This is a genomic window from Enterobacter sp. KB-280D8 (genome assembly GCF_041399405.1).
Taxonomy (GTDB): Bacteria; Pseudomonadota; Gammaproteobacteria; order Enterobacterales; family Enterobacteriaceae; genus Enterobacter; species Enterobacter cloacae_N.
In genome coordinates, this window is record NZ_JBGKEC010000003.1 from 157,534 (window position 1) to 174,179 (window position 16,646).

Consider the following 16,646-nt stretch of genomic DNA (forward strand, 5'->3'; position numbering starts at 1 on the left):
TAAGGCTTAAGCAATTATGCCTGGCCTTTGATCTCTTTACGACCGTTGTAAGGCGCTTTTTCACCCAGCGCTTCTTCGATACGAATCAGCTGGTTGTATTTAGCAACACGGTCAGAACGGCTCATAGAACCGGTTTTGATCTGGCCAGCAGCGGTACCCACAGCCAGGTCAGCAATGGTCGCGTCTTCAGTTTCGCCAGAACGGTGAGAGATAACAGCGGTGTAGCCAGCGTCTTTCGCCATTTTGATCGCAGCCAGCGTTTCGGTCAGAGAACCGATCTGGTTGAATTTGATCAGGATGGAGTTAACGATGCCTTTCTCGATGCCTTCTTTCAGGATCTTGGTGTTGGTTACGAACAGATCGTCACCAACCAGCTGGATTTTGTCGCCCAGTACTTTGGTCTGGTATGCGAAACCATCCCAGTCAGACTCGTCCAGACCGTCTTCGATAGAAACGATTGGGTACTGTTTGGTCAGGTCTTCCAGGAAGTGAGTGAACTCTTCGGAGGTGAACGCTTTGTTGCCTTCGCCAGCCAGAACGTATTTACCGTCTTTGTAGAATTCAGATGCTGCACAGTCCATCGCCAGGGTAATGTCTTTGCCCAACTCGTAGCCTGCTGCTTTAACCGCTTCAGCGATGACAGCCAGTGCTTCTGCGTTAGAACCCAGGTTTGGCGCGTAGCCACCTTCGTCACCAACAGCAGTGTTCATACCTTTAGCTTTCAGAACTTTCGCCAGGTTGTGGAACACTTCAGAACCCATACGAACCGCTTCTTTCAGGGTTTTCGCGCCAACTGGCTGAATCATGAATTCCTGAATATCAACGTTGTTGTCTGCGTGCTCACCACCGTTGATGATGTTCATCATTGGTACAGGCATAGAGTATTTGCCTGGGGTGCCGTTCAGTTCAGCGATGTGCTCGAACAGTGGCATACCTTTAGCAGCGGCTGCTGCTTTGGCGTTCGCCAGGGAAACGGCCAGGATTGCGTTCGCACCAAAGTTAGATTTGTTTTCAGTACCGTCCAGATCGATCATGATCTTGTCGATGCCAGCCTGATCTTTGGCATCTTTGCCAACGATAGCCTGAGCAATAGGACCGTTAACAGCGCCAACCGCTTTCAGTACGCCTTTGCCCATGAAACGGGATTTGTCGCCATCACGCAGTTCCAGCGCTTCGCGGGAACCTGTAGAAGCACCTGATGGAGCAGCTGCCATACCGACGAAACCACCTTCCAGATGAACTTCGGCTTCAACGGTCGGGTTACCACGGGAGTCGATGATTTCACGACCGATGACTTTAACGATTTTGGACATTAGATTTTCCTCAGTACAAGTTAAACTAAAACTCCAGACAAACAACGCGTACCGTTGGTACGCGTTGCCGTTCTAACTTTTTTTACTTCGCCTGACGCTTCTGGTACTCGTTGGCGGCTTTCACGAAGCCTGCAAACAGCGGATGTCCATCACGCGGCGTTGAAGTAAATTCCGGGTGGAACTGGCAGGCGACAAACCACGGATGGTTTGGCACCTCGATGATCTCGACTAACTGATCATCCCCGGAGCGACCCGCAACACGCAGGCCCGCGGCTTCAATTTGTTTCAACAACATGTTGTTGACTTCATAGCGGTGACGATGGCGCTCGGTGATGACCGGCTCGCCGTACAGCTTGCGAACCACGCTATCGTCGGACAGCTGGCAGGCCTGTGCACCAAGACGCATAGTGCCACCCAGATCGCTCTTCTCGGTACGGACTTCAACGTTACCGTCTTCGTCACGCCATTCCGTAATCAGCGCCACTACAGGGTACTTACAGTCTGGCACAAATTCCGTAGAGTTCGCGTTTTCCATTCCCGCTACGTTGCGCGCAAATTCGATCAGCGCAACCTGCATACCCAGGCAGATGCCGAGGTATGGAATATTGTTTTCACGCGCATAGCGTGCAGTGGCGATCTTGCCTTCAACACCACGGTAGCCGAAGCCGCCAGGGATGAGGATAGCATCCAGATCTTTCAGAATTTCAACGCCACGTGTTTCAACATCCTGCGAATCAATCAGCTTGATGTTCACGGAGACGCGGTTCTTCAGACCACCGTGTTTCAGCGCTTCGATTACGGACTTATAGGCGTCCGGCAGTTCGATGTACTTGCCGACCATACCGATAGTCACTTCGCCCGCCGGGTTAGCTTCTTCGTAAATAACCTGTTCCCATTCAGACAGGTTAGCTTCCGGACAGTTCAAGCTGAATCGTTTACAAATATAATCGTCCAGACCCTGTGATTTCAACAGGCCCGGGATTTTATAAATGGAATCGACATCTTTCATTGAAATAACGGCTTTTTCAGGCACGTTACAGAACAATGCAATTTTCGCACGTTCGTTCGCCGGGATTGCGCGATCGGAACGGCAAACCAGGATGTCAGGCTGAATACCGATGGAGAGCAGCTCTTTAACGGAGTGCTGAGTCGGTTTGGTTTTCACTTCACCTGCTGCCGCCATGTAAGGCACCAGCGTCAGGTGCATGAACAGCGCGTGTTCACGACCAATGTCTACCGCCAGCTGACGAATCGCTTCGAGGAATGGCAGGGATTCGATATCACCCACGGTGCCGCCGATTTCAACCAGCACAACGTCATGCCCTTCGCCACCGGCAAGGACACGCTCTTTGATTGCGTTAGTGATGTGTGGGATAACCTGCACGGTCGCGCCCAGGTAGTCACCGCGGCGCTCTTTACGCAGAACGTCAGAGTAGATGCGGCCAGTCGTAAAGTTGTTACGACGGGTCATTTTGGTACGAATGAAACGCTCGTAGTGGCCAAGATCCAGATCGGTTTCAGCGCCGTCTTCAGTAACGAACACTTCCCCGTGTTGGGTTGGGCTCATGGTGCCAGGATCGACGTTGATGTACGGATCCAGTTTCATCATGGTCACATTGAGGCCACGGGCTTCAAGAATGGCTGCGAGGGAGGCTGCGGCAATGCCTTTACCCAGAGAGGATACGACCCCGCCGGTCACAAAAATATAGTTCGTTGTCATGCTGAACCTGAGAAGTTAGGGTGAAACGATGGAATAACCAGGACGGGAAAGTAGTATACCCGAACACGGCGAGCGCCACAAACTTTCATTCTCCGTCTCCATTCCAGGCCATGACAAACATAAGGAGTGAGAAAATAGCCCCTTTTGGGTAAATGTTTTTGACGCAAATCAAGCGCTTGTCATTTAAAAAATCACACAAATTGCGCTTGATCGCAAAATTCCGTTAGAGATCAGATTCCTGGCGTTTTACTTCCTGCCAGACTTCTTCCATAGCGTCGAGGTCAATTCCGGTCATTTCCAGGCCGCGCGAGGCCACAATCCGCTCTACTTCACGAAAGCGTCGTTCGAATTTTAGGTTGGCTTTTTGCAGGGCGGTTTCCGCTTTTACCCCTAAATGGCGAGAAAGGTTGACTGTCGCGAACAGCAGGTCGCCCATCTCTTCCTCCAGCTTTGCTTCATCCACCACCGCCTGCTGCGCTTCGTGCATCACTTCGTCGATCTCTTCATGCACTTTACCCAGCACCGGTCCCAGTGAATCCCAGTCAAAACCCACGGCCGAGCAGCGTTTCTGAATTTTGTGGGCGCGCATCAGCGCGGGCAGGCTCAGCGGGATGTCGTCCAGCGCAGAGTGCTGGGACTTTTCAGCGCGCTCGGCGCTTTTTATCTGCTCCCAGCGGGCCAGCACCTCTGCGCTGTTTCCTGCGGTGGCATCGCCAAAGATATGCGGGTGGCGGCGCTCCAGCTTGTCGCTGATAGCGGCGCAGATATCCTCAAAGTTAAAGCGCCCTTCCTCCTGCGCCATCTGGGCGTAGAAGACCACCTGGAACAGCAGGTCGCCGAGTTCACCGCGCAGGTCATCAAAGTCCTCGCGGGAAATGGCGTCCAGCACCTCATAGGTCTCTTCGAGGGTATAGGGCGCGATGGTGGCGAAAGTCTGCTCTTTGTCCCATGGACAGCCGTTTTCCGGGTCGCGCAGGCGTTTCATGATGCCAAGCAGGCGGTCGATTTGAGTCATGATTATGTCCTGATAAAAAAATGCCGGGTGGCGGCTTACGCCTTACCCGGCCTACAAAAGAGGGAAATCTTAACCGCCGTGCAGACGACGCGCGTCAATCACATCCGGCACCTGGTTCAGCTTGCCCAGCACGCGGCCGAGCACCTGCAGGTTGTAGATTTCGATGGTCATATCGATGGTGGCAAGCTGCTCGCGAGTATCGCTGCGGCTGGCAACGCCCAGCACGTTGACCTTCTCGTTGGCGAGAATGGTGGTGATATCGCGCAGCAGGCCGCTGCGGTCGTTGGCGGTAACGCGCACCACCAGCGAGTAACCGGCGGAGTAGCTCTCACCCCAGACCGCCTCCACGATGCGCTCCGGCGCATGGGACTGCAGCTCCGCAAGCTGGTCGCAGTCGGAGCGGTGGATAGAGATCCCGCGCCCCTGAGTGATAAAGCCGACGATGTCGTCACCCGGAATCGGCTGGCAGCAGCGGGCGATGTGGTGCATCAGGTTGCCCACGCCCTCAACCACCACGCGGCCGTTGTCTTTGCTGCGCTGCTGCGGGGCATAGGTTTTCTGCTGCAGCTGCTTCAGCGCCGCCGCGTCCTGTTCCTCCGCGCTAGGCTTGTTGAACTGCGCCTGCAGGAAGTTGACCATCTGATTAAGACGGATATCACCGCCGCCAATCGCCGCCAGCAGCTCGTCCAGCTCGTTGAAGTTGTAGCGCGGCAGCAGGAACTTTTCCGCCTCTTTCAGGCTGATCCCGATATGCTCCAGCTCGTCGTCGAGGATCTGGCGACCGGCAAGAATGTTTTTGTCACGATCCTGCTTGCGGAACCAGGCGTGGATTTTAGAGCGCCCGCGGCTGGTAGTGACGTAGCCCAGGTTCGGGTTAAGCCAGTCGCGGCTCGGGTTAGGCTGCTTCTGGGTGATGATTTCAATCTGGTCGCCCATCTGCAGCTGGTAGGTAAACGGTACGATACGTCCGCCGATCTTCGCCCCGATGCAGCGGTGCCCCACGTCGCTGTGGATATGGTAAGCAAAATCGAGCGGCGTAGAGCCGGCCGGCAGGTCGACAACGTCCCCTTTCGGGGTAAAGACGTAGACGCGGTCATCAAAGACCTGGCTACGCACCTCATCGAGCATCTCGCCGGAGTCGGCCATCTCTTCTTGCCACGCAATCAGCTTGCGCAGCCAGGCAATGCGGTCTTCATGGCCAGAACGCGCTCCGCCCGAGGTACCTTCTTTATATTTCCAGTGCGCGGCAACGCCCAGCTCGGCGTCTTCATGCATCTGTTTGGTGCGGATCTGAATCTCGACCGTTTTGCCGCCGGGGCCAAGCACCACGGTATGAATGGACTGATAGCCGTTTGGTTTGGGGTTCGCGACGTAGTCATCGAACTCATCCGGCAGATGGCGGAAGTGAGTATGTACTATACCCAGCGCGGCGTAGCAGTCCTGCAGACGCTCCGCCACGATACGCACGGCGCGCACGTCAAACAGCTCGTCAAAGGCGAGGTGTTTCTTCTGCATTTTGCGCCAGATGCTGTAGATATGCTTAGGTCGACCGTAAACTTCGGCACGCACATTCTCTTCTTTCATCGCCTGGCGCAGGCCGCCGACAAATTCCTCGATATAGTGCTCGCGGTCGATACGGCGCTCGTGCAGAAGTTTAGCAATGCGCTTATATTCTGCCGGATGCAGGTAGCGGAAGCAGTAATCTTCCAGCTCCCATTTCAGCTGACCAATCCCTAAGCGGTTCGCCAGCGGGGCATAAATGTTCGTACACTCTTTTGCGGCCAGCACGCGCTCGTCTTCCGGCGCATCTTTGACCTCGCGCAGGTGGGCAATACGCTCGGCCAGCTTGATGACCACGCAGCGGAAATCATCCACCATGGCAAGCAGCATCCGGCGGACGTTATCAACCTGCTCAGAGGAGACGGAGTCGGTATGCGCGGCTTTAAGCTGGCGGATAGCCGCCATATCGCGCACGCCGTGGATCAGCGCAACGACGGATTTCCCGACGCTGTCGCGCAGCACGTCTTCGCTGACCACGTCCGCATCCGCGAGAGGGAACAGCAGTGCGGCCTGCAGGGTTTCGATGTCCATGTTCAGCATGGACAAGATTTCCACCATCTCCACGCCGCGCCATAAGAGAAGATCGGCATCCGGGTGTCCCTGCGTGGTGCGTAGACAGTAGGCCCAGGTTTCGGTTAAGCGTTCACACGACTGCTGGCTGGAAATTCCCAGACTTGCGATCCATTTTTGTGGGTCAAACTCCCCAGCTTTATTGAGATGTGCACTTCTTACCGCAACCATTGTCCTCTCCTTTAGGGACCAGGGCCTGTCGAAGTCGACAAGCCAAACAAATTAGATGTGCTCGAACAACACCATCGATTCCAGATGTCCAGTGTGCGGGAACATGTCCAGCATTGCCAGACGCTGAATCTGGTAACCCGCGCTGAGTAACGCCTCACTGTCCCGGGCAAGCGTTGCCGGGTTACAGGAAACATAGACCACACGCTTCGGCGCGAGTTTAATAATATGTGCCATCACGCCCGGGGCACCGGCACGTGCCGGGTCGAGCAGGATTTTGTCAAAGCCCTGCTGTGCCCACGGCTGTTGGGTGACATCGTCCTCAAGATTTTGATGAAAGAATGTCACATTTTGCAAGCCGTTCTGCCGCGCGTTCTCCTGCCCTTTCGCCACCAGCGCCTCAACGCCTTCCACGCCGACGACGCTTGCCGCTCTGCGCGCCAACGGCAGAGTAAAGTTACCCATGCCGCAGAACAGATCGAGCACCCGGTCAGTGGGCTGTACGTCAAGCCATGCCAGGGCGTTCGCCACCATCTGCTGGTTTACGCCGTCGTTGACCTGAATGAAATCCCGCGGGCTGAACGTTAAGCGTAGCCCGTCTGACGCATACCAGGGAGCTTCACCTGTTACCTGTTCAAGTATCTCGCTTTGCGGCGCGAGGAAAAGCGCAAGCTCATGAGAATGCGAAAAGCGTTCCAGTTTTTCGCGATCTTTTTTCGACAGTGCCGCGGTGTGGCGCAGCACCATCAGCGGGCCATTGTTCGCCAGCACCAGTTCAACGTGGCCCAGTGAACGCACCCCGTCGAGCGATGCAAGACAGCGGTGCACGTCAGGAAGCAATGCCTCAAGATGGGGCGCCAGAATGGGGCACTGCTTCACGTCAACGATATCGCTGGAGGCCGCTTTGCGAAAACCCATCTCCAGCCGCGCCGTTTTAGGCTGATAGCTCAGGCTAAGACGCGCGCGGCGGCGATAGCCCCAGGGCTCATCGGCGATAATTTCGTTAACGTCGTGCTTCAGCAGACGCGCCAGGGCCTGGCTTTTACTTTTTTGCTGTAATTCTGTGCTCGCATGCTGTTGCTGGCAGCCGCCGCACACGCCAAAATGGGGGCAGCGGGGCGCCACGCGCTGCGGGCTATCGTTGAGGCGACGCTTCACCTGTCCGCGTGCGTACTGGCGTTTATCTTCCGTCAGCGTAATTTCTGCTCGTTCTGTTGGCAGCAAACCTGTTATAAACAGAGTCTTACCGTTGTGACGAGCCACTCCCTGACCAAACGGATCAAGATCCGTGGCTTCAACAGTAATGATTTGACGCGTCGTCACGCGTCGCTTTGCAGAGTAGAATTGCGCCATCGCCGAGATTTTTCTCACATAAACATAATTATTTTAATTGTCCCATAACGGAACGCCATGACCAACTACAGCCTGCGCGCGCGCATGATGATTTTGATCCTCGCCCCCACCGTTCTCATCGGTTTGCTGCTGAGTATCTTCTTTGTCGTGCACCGCTATAACGATTTGCAGCGACAGCTGGAGGATGCAGGCGCCAGCATTATCGAACCGCTCGCCGTCTCAAGCGAGTACGGGATGAACCTGCAAAACCGCGAATCCATTGGTCAGTTAATCAGTGTGCTCCACCGGCGCCACTCGGACATTGTTCGCGCCATTTCCGTCTACGACGAACATAACCGCCTGTTTGTCACCTCGAATTTTCATCTCGATCCGGCAACGCTGAAGATCCCGGACGGTACGCCCTTCCCGCGCCATCTCACCGTGTTGCGCCGTGGCGATATCATGATTCTGCGCACGCCGATCGTGTCGGAAAGCTATTCCCCCGATGAGTCTGCGCAATCCGATGCTAAATCCAGCAATAACATGCTGGGATATGTAGCGCTGGAGCTGGATCTGAAGTCGGTACGGCTGCAGCAGTACAAAGAAATTTTTATCTCTGGCGTGATGATGCTGTTCTGCATTGGTATTGCGCTGATCTTCGGCTGGCGTCTGATGCGCGACGTAACAGGCCCCATCCGTAATATGGTTAACACCGTTGACCGCATCCGCCGGGGACAGCTCGACAGCCGCGTGGAAGGATTTATGCTGGGCGAGCTGGATATGCTGAAAAACGGCATTAACTCGATGGCGATGTCGCTGGCGGCCTATCATGAAGAGATGCAGCATAACGTTGACCAGGCGACCTCTGACCTGCGCGAAACGCTGGAGCAGATGGAGATCCAGAACGTTGAGCTGGATCTGGCGAAAAAGCGCGCTCAGGAAGCGGCGCGTATTAAGTCTGAGTTCCTGGCCAATATGTCGCACGAGCTGCGCACGCCGCTCAATGGCGTGATCGGCTTTACCCGCCTGACGCTAAAAAGCGAGCTTAATCCGACTCAGCGCGATCACCTGCACACCATTGAACGTTCGGCCAATAACCTGCTGGCGATCATTAACGACGTGCTGGACTTCTCCAAGCTGGAGGCGGGCAAACTGATTCTGGAAAGTATCCCGTTCCCGCTGCGTAGTACGCTCGATGAAGTGGTGACGCTGCTCGCGCACTCCTCGCACGACAAGGGCCTTGAGCTAACGCTCAATATTAAAAACGACGTGCCGGACAACGTCATTGGCGATCCGCTGCGCCTGCAGCAGGTCATTACCAATCTTGTCGGGAATGCCATTAAATTCACCGAAAGCGGCAACATCGACATCCTGGTAGAAAAACGCGCGATCAGTAATAACAAGGTACAGATTGAGGTTCAAATCCGCGATACCGGCATCGGCATTCCGGAGCGGGATCAGTCGCGTCTGTTCCAGGCCTTCCGCCAGGCAGATGCCAGCATTTCCCGCCGCCATGGCGGTACCGGGCTTGGGCTGGTGATCACGCAGAGGCTGGTGAACGAGATGGGCGGAGATATCTCTTTCCATAGCCAGCCAAACCGCGGCTCAACCTTCTGGTTCCACATTAACCTGGACCTCAATCCAAACGTGCTGACCGACGGCCCGGTGACGGACTGTCTGAAAGGGAAGCGTCTGGCCTACGTCGAGCCTAACGCGGCGGCGGCGCAGTGCGCGCTGGATATCTTAAGCACCACGCCGCTGGAGGTGGTTTACAGTCCAACCTTCTCAGCCCTTGCCGTTGATCATTACGACATTCTGCTGATGGGGATCCCGGTGACTTTCACCGGCGAGCTGACCATGCAGCAGGAGCGGCTGGCGAAAGCCGCGTCGATGACAGACTATCTGCTGCTGGCACTGCCCTGCCACGCCCAGATAAATGCGGAAGAGTTGAAAAACGACGGGGCGGCCGCATGCCTGCTTAAGCCGCTCACCGCGACTCGCCTGCTGCCCGCGCTCACGGAGTATTGCCGTCTTAGCCAGCACGCTCTGCCGTTGATTAACGATGAGCAAAAACTGCCCATGAGCGTGATGGCGGTGGATGATAATCCGGCAAACCTGAAGCTAATTGGCGTATTGCTGGAAGACCAGGTTCAGCACGTTGAGCTGTGTACCAGCGGCGCGCAGGCGGTTGAACTGGCTAAACAGATGCAGTTCGATTTGATTCTGATGGATATTCAGATGCCGGGCATGGATGGCATTCGGGCCTGTGAGCTGATCCACCAGCTCCCGCACCAGCAGCAAACGCCAGTGATTGCGGTCACCGCGCATGCGATGGCCGGTCAGAAAGAGAAGCTGCTGAGTGCCGGGATGAATGATTACCTGGCGAAACCTATCGACGAAGAGAAGCTTCATAACCTGCTGTTACGCTATAAGCCGGGTCATATTGGCGGGACGTACACGGTTTCCAGCGAACCGGTTGAAATCAGCGTCAACCAGAACGCGACCTTTGACTGGCAGCTTGCCCTGCGCCAGGCAGCAGGGAAACCCGATTTAGCGCGAGAGATGCTGCAAATGCTGGTCGCGTTTCTGCCGGAGATTCGGAACAAGGTTGAAGAACAGCTGGTGGGCGAGAACCCGGAAGAACTGCTGGAAGCGATCCACAAGCTGCACGGCAGCTGCGGCTACAGCGGCGTACCGCGACTGAAAAACCTCTGCCAGTTGCTGGAGCAGCAGCTGCGCGCGGGTACGCCGGAATCGGAGCTTGAACCGGAGTTCCTGGAGCTGCTGGATGAAATGGATAACGTGACGCGGGAAGCGATGAAGGTATTGGGGAGCTGAGGCGGGTGCGGTCTGATTTTCCCCTCACCCCGGCCCTCTCCCCAAAGGGCCGAGGGTCTATAACGTCCCCTCTCCCCTTTGGGGAGAGGGTTAGGGTGAGAGGGTGAACTACATCCCCTGCCCCACTTTCAGCACCGCCGCGATATTCCTTGCGGCCATCTGTACATTCGCGCTGGCATTTTCCAGCGCGTCCTCCAGCGAGCAGATGGTATAGAGCACGCTAAACACCGCGTCTAAGCCGTGATCGTGTACCACGCCAACGTCCGCCGTCAGGCTGCCCGCAATGCCGATAACGGGCTTATTAAAGCGTTTCGCCACTTTCGCCACCCCCACCGGCACCTTGCCGTGGATCGTCTGGCTGTCGATGCGGCCTTCCCCGGTGATCACCAGATCCGCATCGGCCACCTGGTCGGCCAGGTGTAGCGCATCGGTTACAATCTCAATGCCCTGGCGCAACTGTGCGCCACAAAAAGCGTACAGCGCCGCGCCCATGCCACCCGCCGCGCCGCCACCGGCAAGGTTGAGCACATCAATATCCAGGTCCCGGGCAATAACTCTCGCATAGTGCGCAAGCGCGTTGTCCAGGGTGACGATCATCTCGGGCGTGGCGCCCTTTTGCGGGCCAAACACTGCTGACGCGCCATCCTTACCGGTGAGCGGATTCGTCACATCGCAGGCGACTTCTATCCGGCACTCCGCCAGACGCTTGTCGAGGCCGCTCAGGTCAATACGCGCGAGTCTACCCAGCTCGCACCCGCCCTGCCCCAGCGGCTGTTCATTATCGTCCAGCAGCTTCGCCCCCAGCGCCTGCACCATCCCGGCGCCGCCGTCATTGGTGGCGCTGCCGCCGATACCGATGATGATATGCTTAACGCCCGCATCCAGCGCGTGGCGGATAAGTTCACCCGTACCCCAGGAGGTCGTTTTCAGAGGGTCACGCAGTGAAGGTACCACCAGTTCCAGACCGCTTGCCGCCGCCATTTCAATAAAGGCGCTCTGCTCGTCACCGGATATCCCATAAAACCCTTCCACTCGCTCGCCCAGCGGACCGGTCACCGGAACGTGCACAATGCGTCCCTGCGTTGCTGCGATCATCGCCTCAACTGTGCCTTCACCGCCGTCAGCGACCGGCAGTTTGACGTAAACCGCCTCAGGGAAAATCTCGCGAAAACCGCGCTCGATTGCTGTCGCAACCTCAAGCGCACTCAAACTTTCCTTATACGAGTCCGGTGCGATAACAATTTTCATAAGCCATCCTTACGCATAGTCGTTACGTTAAGCATACACCACGTAGAGAACCGCCCATGGGAGCGGTCCCAATGCGTTTATCGTACCATGCACGGACGTTTATTGTCGAATGTCCAGTCAGGGATCAGGTACTGCATCGCCATCGCGTCGTCGCGCGCGCCCAGACCATGTTTTTGATACAGCTCGTGAGCTTTCATCACCTGGTCCATATCCAGCTCCACGCCAAGACCTGGAGTTGACGGTACCTGCACCATGCCACCTTTAATCTCAAACGGCTCTTTGGTCAGGCGCTGGTTACCCTCCTGCCAGATCCAGTGCGTGTCAATCGCGGTAATGGTGCCCGGCGCGGCGGCAGCAACGTGGGTGAACATCGCCAGCGACACGTCAAAGTGATTGTTGGAGTGTGAACCCCAGGTCAGGCCAAACTCATGGCACATCTGCGCTACGCGAACCGAGCCCTGCATCGTCCAGAAGTGCGGGTCTGCCAGCGGGATATCCACCGATTGCAGAGAGAGCGTATGCCCCATCTGACGCCAGTCGGTGGCGATCATATTGGTCGCAGTCGGCAGCCCCGTGGCGCGACGGAATTCCGCCATGACTTCGCGGCCCGAGAAGCCTTGCTCAGCCCCGCACGGATCTTCCGCATACGCCAGCACGCCTTTCAGCTGTTTGCCAATATTGATCGCTTCATCAAGCGACCACGCACCGTTCGGATCGAGCGTCACGCGCGCCTGCGGGAAACGTTTTGCCAGCGCGGTAATGGCTTCCGCCTCCTCTTCCCCGGCCAGCACGCCGCCTTTCAGTTTGAAATCATTAAAACCATATTTTTCATACGCAGCTTCCGCAAGGCGCACTACCGCATCCGGGGTCATCGCTTCTTCGTGACGTACGCGGTACCAGTCGCATCGTTCGTCCGGCTGGCTCTGGTACGGCAGCGGCGTCAGCTTGCGGTCGCCGACAAAGAAGAGATAGCCGAGCATCTCCACTTCACTGCGCTGCTGGCCCTCGCCCAGCAGCGAGGCAACGTTAACGCCCAGGTGCTGGCCCAGCAGATCCAGCATCGCGGCTTCAATGCCGGTCACCACATGGATAGTGGTGCGCAAATCGAAGGTTTGCAGGCCGCGGCCACCGGCATCGCGATCGGCAAAGGTGTTGCGCACGGTGTTGAGGACATTTTTGTACTCACCCAGCGTTTTTCCCACCACCAGCGGAATGGCATCTTCCAGCGTTTTACGGATCTTCTCCCCGCCCGGAATTTCACCCACGCCAGTATGGCCGGCATTGTCCTTGATAATGACAATATTGCGGGTAAAAAACGGCGCATGCGCCCCGCTCAGGTTCATCAACATGCTGTCATGACCCGCGACCGGAATGATTTGCATGGAAGTGACGACAGGGGTAGTAAAAGTACTCATCGTGTAATCCTTTTATCAGTGACGTCCAAAAACAGGGCGCTTACGGTCAAATGTCCAGCCGGGAATAAGATACTGCATCGGACCCGCGTCGTTACGCGCGCCGCCCGGTAGCTTTTTATACGCCTCGTGGGCTTTATGGACCCGATCCCAGTCAAGCTCCACGCCCAGTCCGGGCGCATCGGGTACAGCAATTTTACCGTTTTTGATTTCCAGCGGATTTTTCGTCAGGCGGGCTTCGCCTTCCTGCCAAATCCAGTGGGTATCGATGGCTGTCGGGTTCCCCGGCGCCGCCGCGCCAACGTGGGTAAACATCGCCAGCGAAATATCAAAGTGATTGTTCGAGTGGCAACCCCAGGTCAGACCCCAGTCGTCGCACAGCTGCGCCACGCGCACCGCTCCTGAAAGCGTCCAGAAGTGCGGGTCCGCCAGCGGGATGTCGACGGCGTTCAGCATTACCGCATGGCCCATTTCGCGCCAGTTGGTGGCGATCATATTGGTCGCGACCGGCAGGCCGGTGGCACGACGAAACTCAGCCATCACCTCGCGGCCAGAAAAGCCCTGCTCAGCGCCGCACGGGTCTTCAGCGTAGGTCAGGACCTCCCTCAGCCCTTTGCACAGGCTAATCGCTTCATCCAGCAGCCATGCGCCGTTCGGGTCAACGGTGATGCGCGCCGCCGGGAAGCGTTTTTTCAGCGCCCGTGCCGTTTCAATCTCCTGTTCGCCGGGCAGTACGCCGCCCTTCAGCTTGAAATCCTTAAAACCGTAGCGATCCTGCGCCGCCTCGGCGAGGCGGACCACCGCCTCGCTGGAGAGCGCTTCCTGGTGGCGCAGCTGATACCAGTCGTGGTCGCCCGGTGAGCGGGCCAGATAGGGGAGATCGGTTTTATTGCGATCGCCAACGTAGAACAGATAGCCTAGCACGGTGACCGCATCACGCTGTTTGCCCGGCCCCAGCAGCTCGCAGACCGGAACGTTAAGGGCTTTACCGAGTAAATCCAGCAGCGCCGCTTCCAGGGCGGCCACCGCATTGACGCGCAGCTCGAACGTCCATGCGCCCTTGCCAAAGGTATCAAAGTCCGCCGACTGGTTACCCTTATGCACTCGCTGAACCACCTTGTTCAGGCGGGCGACCTCCTGGCCCACCACCTGCGGAATGGCATCGACCAACGTCTGGTAAATCACCTCTCCGCCAGGGGCCTCGCCCACGCCGGTATTCCCTGCGCTGTCTTTTAGCACGACGATATTCCGGGTAAACCAGGCGTTGTGCGCGCCACCAATATTGAGCAGCATGCTGTCCTGACCGGCCACCGGTATGACCTTCATTTCGGTCACGGTTGGGCTCGATTGCGTTGTCATCAGCCGCGCTCCCCAACAGGTTTAAGTTCGACGCGTTTGATATCGCCTACCAGCACGAGGTAGCTCAGAACCGCCACCAGAGCATGCACGCCGACGTAGATCAGCGCGCCGTTGAAAGACCCCGTGGTGCCGACGATGTAGCCGATAGCGATTGGCGTGACAATCCCGGAAACGTTGCCGAACATATTGAACAGGCCGCCGCTCAGGCCGCTAATCTCTTTTGGCGCAGTATCCGCCATCACCGCCCAGCCCAGCGCGCCAATGCCTTTGCCGAAGAAGGCCATCGCCATAAAGCCGATAATCATCCACTCGGCGCTGACGTAGTTACAGAACACCATGGTCATGGAGAGCAGCATGCCGAGCACGATCGGCGTTTTCCGCGCGATATTCAGCGACCCCGTACGGCGCATCAGCCAGTCGGAAATTACCCCGCCAAGCACGCCGCCGATGAAGCCGCAGATTGCCGGGACCGAGGCGACAAACCCCGCCTTCAGGATCGACATGCCGCGCGCCTGCACCAGGTAAACCGGGAACCAGGTGATAAAGAAGTAGGTTAAGGCGTTGATACAGTACTGGCCGAGATAGATACCAATCATCATGCGCGAGCCGACGAGCTGTTTGATCTGCGCCCATTTCTGGCTGAACGGGACTTTTGCTTTCTCGGATTTCTGATCCATATTGATCAGCGCCCCGCCCTCGGCAATGTACTCCAGCTCTTTTTTGTTCACGCCAGGATGCTGGTTGGGTTCGTGGATCACTTTCAGCCAGATAAAGCTGATGACGATCCCAAGCCCGCCCATGAAGAAGAAAACGTGCGACCAGCCCACCTCATGCGTCAACCAGCCCATAATGGGCGCAAAGATCACCGTCGCGAAATACTGGGCGGAGTTAAAAATTGCCACCGCCGTTCCCCTCTCCTGCGCCGGGAACCAGGCCGCGACAATGCGGCTGTTGCCCGGGAAGGAAGGTGCTTCCGCCAGGCCCACCAGGAAGCGCAGCGTAAAGAGCGCCACGATAATGCCGAAGCCGCTGAAGATATCGACGAAACCCTGCAAAAGGGTAAAAGCAGACCAGATAAAAATGGACCAGAAATAGACGCGTTTAGAGCCAAAGCGGTCCAGCAGCCAGCCGCCAGGAATTTGGCCGATTACGTAGGCCCATGAGAATGCAGAGAAAACGTAACCCATGCCCACCGGATCAAGGCCGATGTCTTTTGCCATTTCCGAGCCGGCAATCGACAGCGTGGCGCGGTCACCATAGTTAAAGGACGTGACGATAAACAGCATCACCACTATCCAGTAGCGGGCATTGGTGCGCTTTTCAGCGCTGCTCGCTGCGTGGCTTAATGTACTCATTGTTGCACTCCTGAAACATAGCTTTCGCCTGTTCATTCTGTACAGCACCGGTAGGGTAATCAGAATGAGATTAGTTTTGTCGTTTTAGTTCGGCCTGAAGCCGTTTTATCGTGACCGGAAAAGTATATGAAGGAGTGACGCGTCCTCTCACCGTGCAAAAACACAGTATTAAAGGGCATGAGAGAGGTTGTTTATGGCATAAGCCCAGGTGAGTGGAAGGTGGTTCACGGAATTGTCGTTTGGTGTGGAGTGTATTGCCGGGTGGCGGCTACGCCTTACCCGGCTTACGAAACTATTTAAGGAGCGTTGCCCAGTGTTCAACCCACGGGTTCGACACGCTTTCGGGTTCAGGATGCTCACCGGCATCGATCAGCAGCATCTCGCCGACGCGCTTAGCGCTCTGTTCCTGAAGAAGCGCATCGAACTGCTTACCGCCGCCGCAGAAGTTGGCGTAGGAGCTATCACCCAGGGCAATGATGCCGTAGTGAACGTCAGGCTGGTAGCCAAGCTGGTCTTTAATACCCTGGAAAAGCGGCACGATGCTGTCCGGCAGATCGCCCTGCCCGGTGGTGGAGGTCACCACCAGAATGTATTTATCTTTATACTTTTCCCAGTCCGCCAGCTCTGGATCTTCATAGACTGTGGCTTTATGGCCCCGGCTTGTCAAAATCGCCTCAGCCTCTTCCGCTACCAGCAGCGAGTTGCCGTACATCGTGCCGACAAAAATGCCTACTTCAGCCATGCTTTGCTCCCATG

The 16,646-nt window shown here is 56.5% G+C and carries 11 protein-coding genes; 1 reads left to right on the top strand and 10 read right to left on the bottom strand.

The features are described 5' to 3' along the window. Positions 1–14: 14 nt before the first annotated feature. From eno to rlmD, 5 genes are all read right to left on the bottom strand, one after another. Entirely contained in the window at positions 15–1,313 is a 1,299-nt protein-coding gene (gene eno / locus AB8818_RS10790) for a phosphopyruvate hydratase (RefSeq protein WP_006811784.1), read from the bottom strand. 82 nt (positions 1,314–1,395) lie between these two features. Beyond that, positions 1,396–3,033 carry a glutamine hydrolyzing CTP synthase gene (gene pyrG, locus AB8818_RS10795; RefSeq protein WP_116343482.1) on the bottom strand — a complete coding sequence of 546 codons (1,638 nt, stop codon included), beginning with the start codon at positions 3,031–3,033 and terminating at the stop codon, positions 1,396–1,398. Positions 3,034–3,256: 223 nt separating this feature from the next. Beyond that, complete coding sequence (mazG, locus tag AB8818_RS10800) at positions 3,257–4,048, bottom strand: nucleoside triphosphate pyrophosphohydrolase (RefSeq protein ID WP_116343483.1); 792 nt, start codon at positions 4,046–4,048, stop codon at positions 3,257–3,259. A gap of 69 nt (positions 4,049–4,117) precedes the next feature. Then, positions 4,118–6,349, bottom strand: coding sequence for a GTP diphosphokinase (gene relA, locus AB8818_RS10805; protein WP_008499628.1), 2,232 nt, complete (start codon positions 6,347–6,349; stop codon positions 4,118–4,120). A 51-nt stretch (positions 6,350–6,400) separates the two neighbouring features. Continuing rightward, a complete protein-coding gene (rlmD, locus tag AB8818_RS10810; RefSeq protein WP_192982554.1) occupies positions 6,401–7,699 on the bottom strand; it encodes a 23S rRNA (uracil(1939)-C(5))-methyltransferase RlmD in 1,299 nt (432 codons plus the stop codon). 57 nt (positions 7,700–7,756) lie between these two features. Here rlmD and barA point away from each other — a divergent pair, with 57 nt between their 5' ends. Continuing rightward, positions 7,757–10,516, top strand: a complete 2,760-nt coding sequence (gene barA, locus AB8818_RS10815) for a two-component sensor histidine kinase BarA (RefSeq protein WP_116343486.1) — start codon at positions 7,757–7,759, stop codon at positions 10,514–10,516. A 108-nt stretch (positions 10,517–10,624) separates the two neighbouring features. Here the strand turns inward: barA and AB8818_RS10820 are convergent, their stop codons facing one another. The 5 genes from AB8818_RS10820 to AB8818_RS10840 all read right to left on the bottom strand — a co-directional run bounded on the left by AB8818_RS10820 (position 10,625) and on the right by AB8818_RS10840 (position 16,632). Next, on the bottom strand, positions 10,625–11,764 hold the full coding sequence (locus tag AB8818_RS10820) for a glycerate kinase (protein WP_163330078.1): 1,140 nt from the start codon (positions 11,762–11,764) through the stop codon (positions 10,625–10,627). Between the two features lie 77 nt (positions 11,765–11,841). Next, positions 11,842–13,179, bottom strand: coding sequence for a glucarate dehydratase (gene gudD, locus AB8818_RS10825; protein ID WP_192982556.1), 1,338 nt, complete (start codon positions 13,177–13,179; stop codon positions 11,842–11,844). 15 nt (positions 13,180–13,194) lie between these two features. Beyond that, positions 13,195–14,535 carry an enolase C-terminal domain-like protein gene (locus AB8818_RS10830; protein ID WP_163330076.1) on the bottom strand — a complete coding sequence of 447 codons (1,341 nt, stop codon included), beginning with the start codon at positions 14,533–14,535 and terminating at the stop codon, positions 13,195–13,197. After that, entirely contained in the window at positions 14,535–15,890 is a 1,356-nt protein-coding gene (gudP, locus tag AB8818_RS10835; protein WP_116343490.1) for a galactarate/glucarate/glycerate transporter GudP, read from the bottom strand. The genes AB8818_RS10830 and gudP overlap by 1 nt, the downstream gene beginning before the upstream one ends. A gap of 292 nt (positions 15,891–16,182) precedes the next feature. Beyond that, the gene (locus AB8818_RS10840) at positions 16,183–16,632 is read right to left on the bottom strand and encodes a flavodoxin (protein WP_116343491.1); all 450 of its coding nucleotides are present in this window, start codon (positions 16,630–16,632) and stop codon (positions 16,183–16,185) included. Positions 16,633–16,646 lie beyond the last annotated feature (14 nt).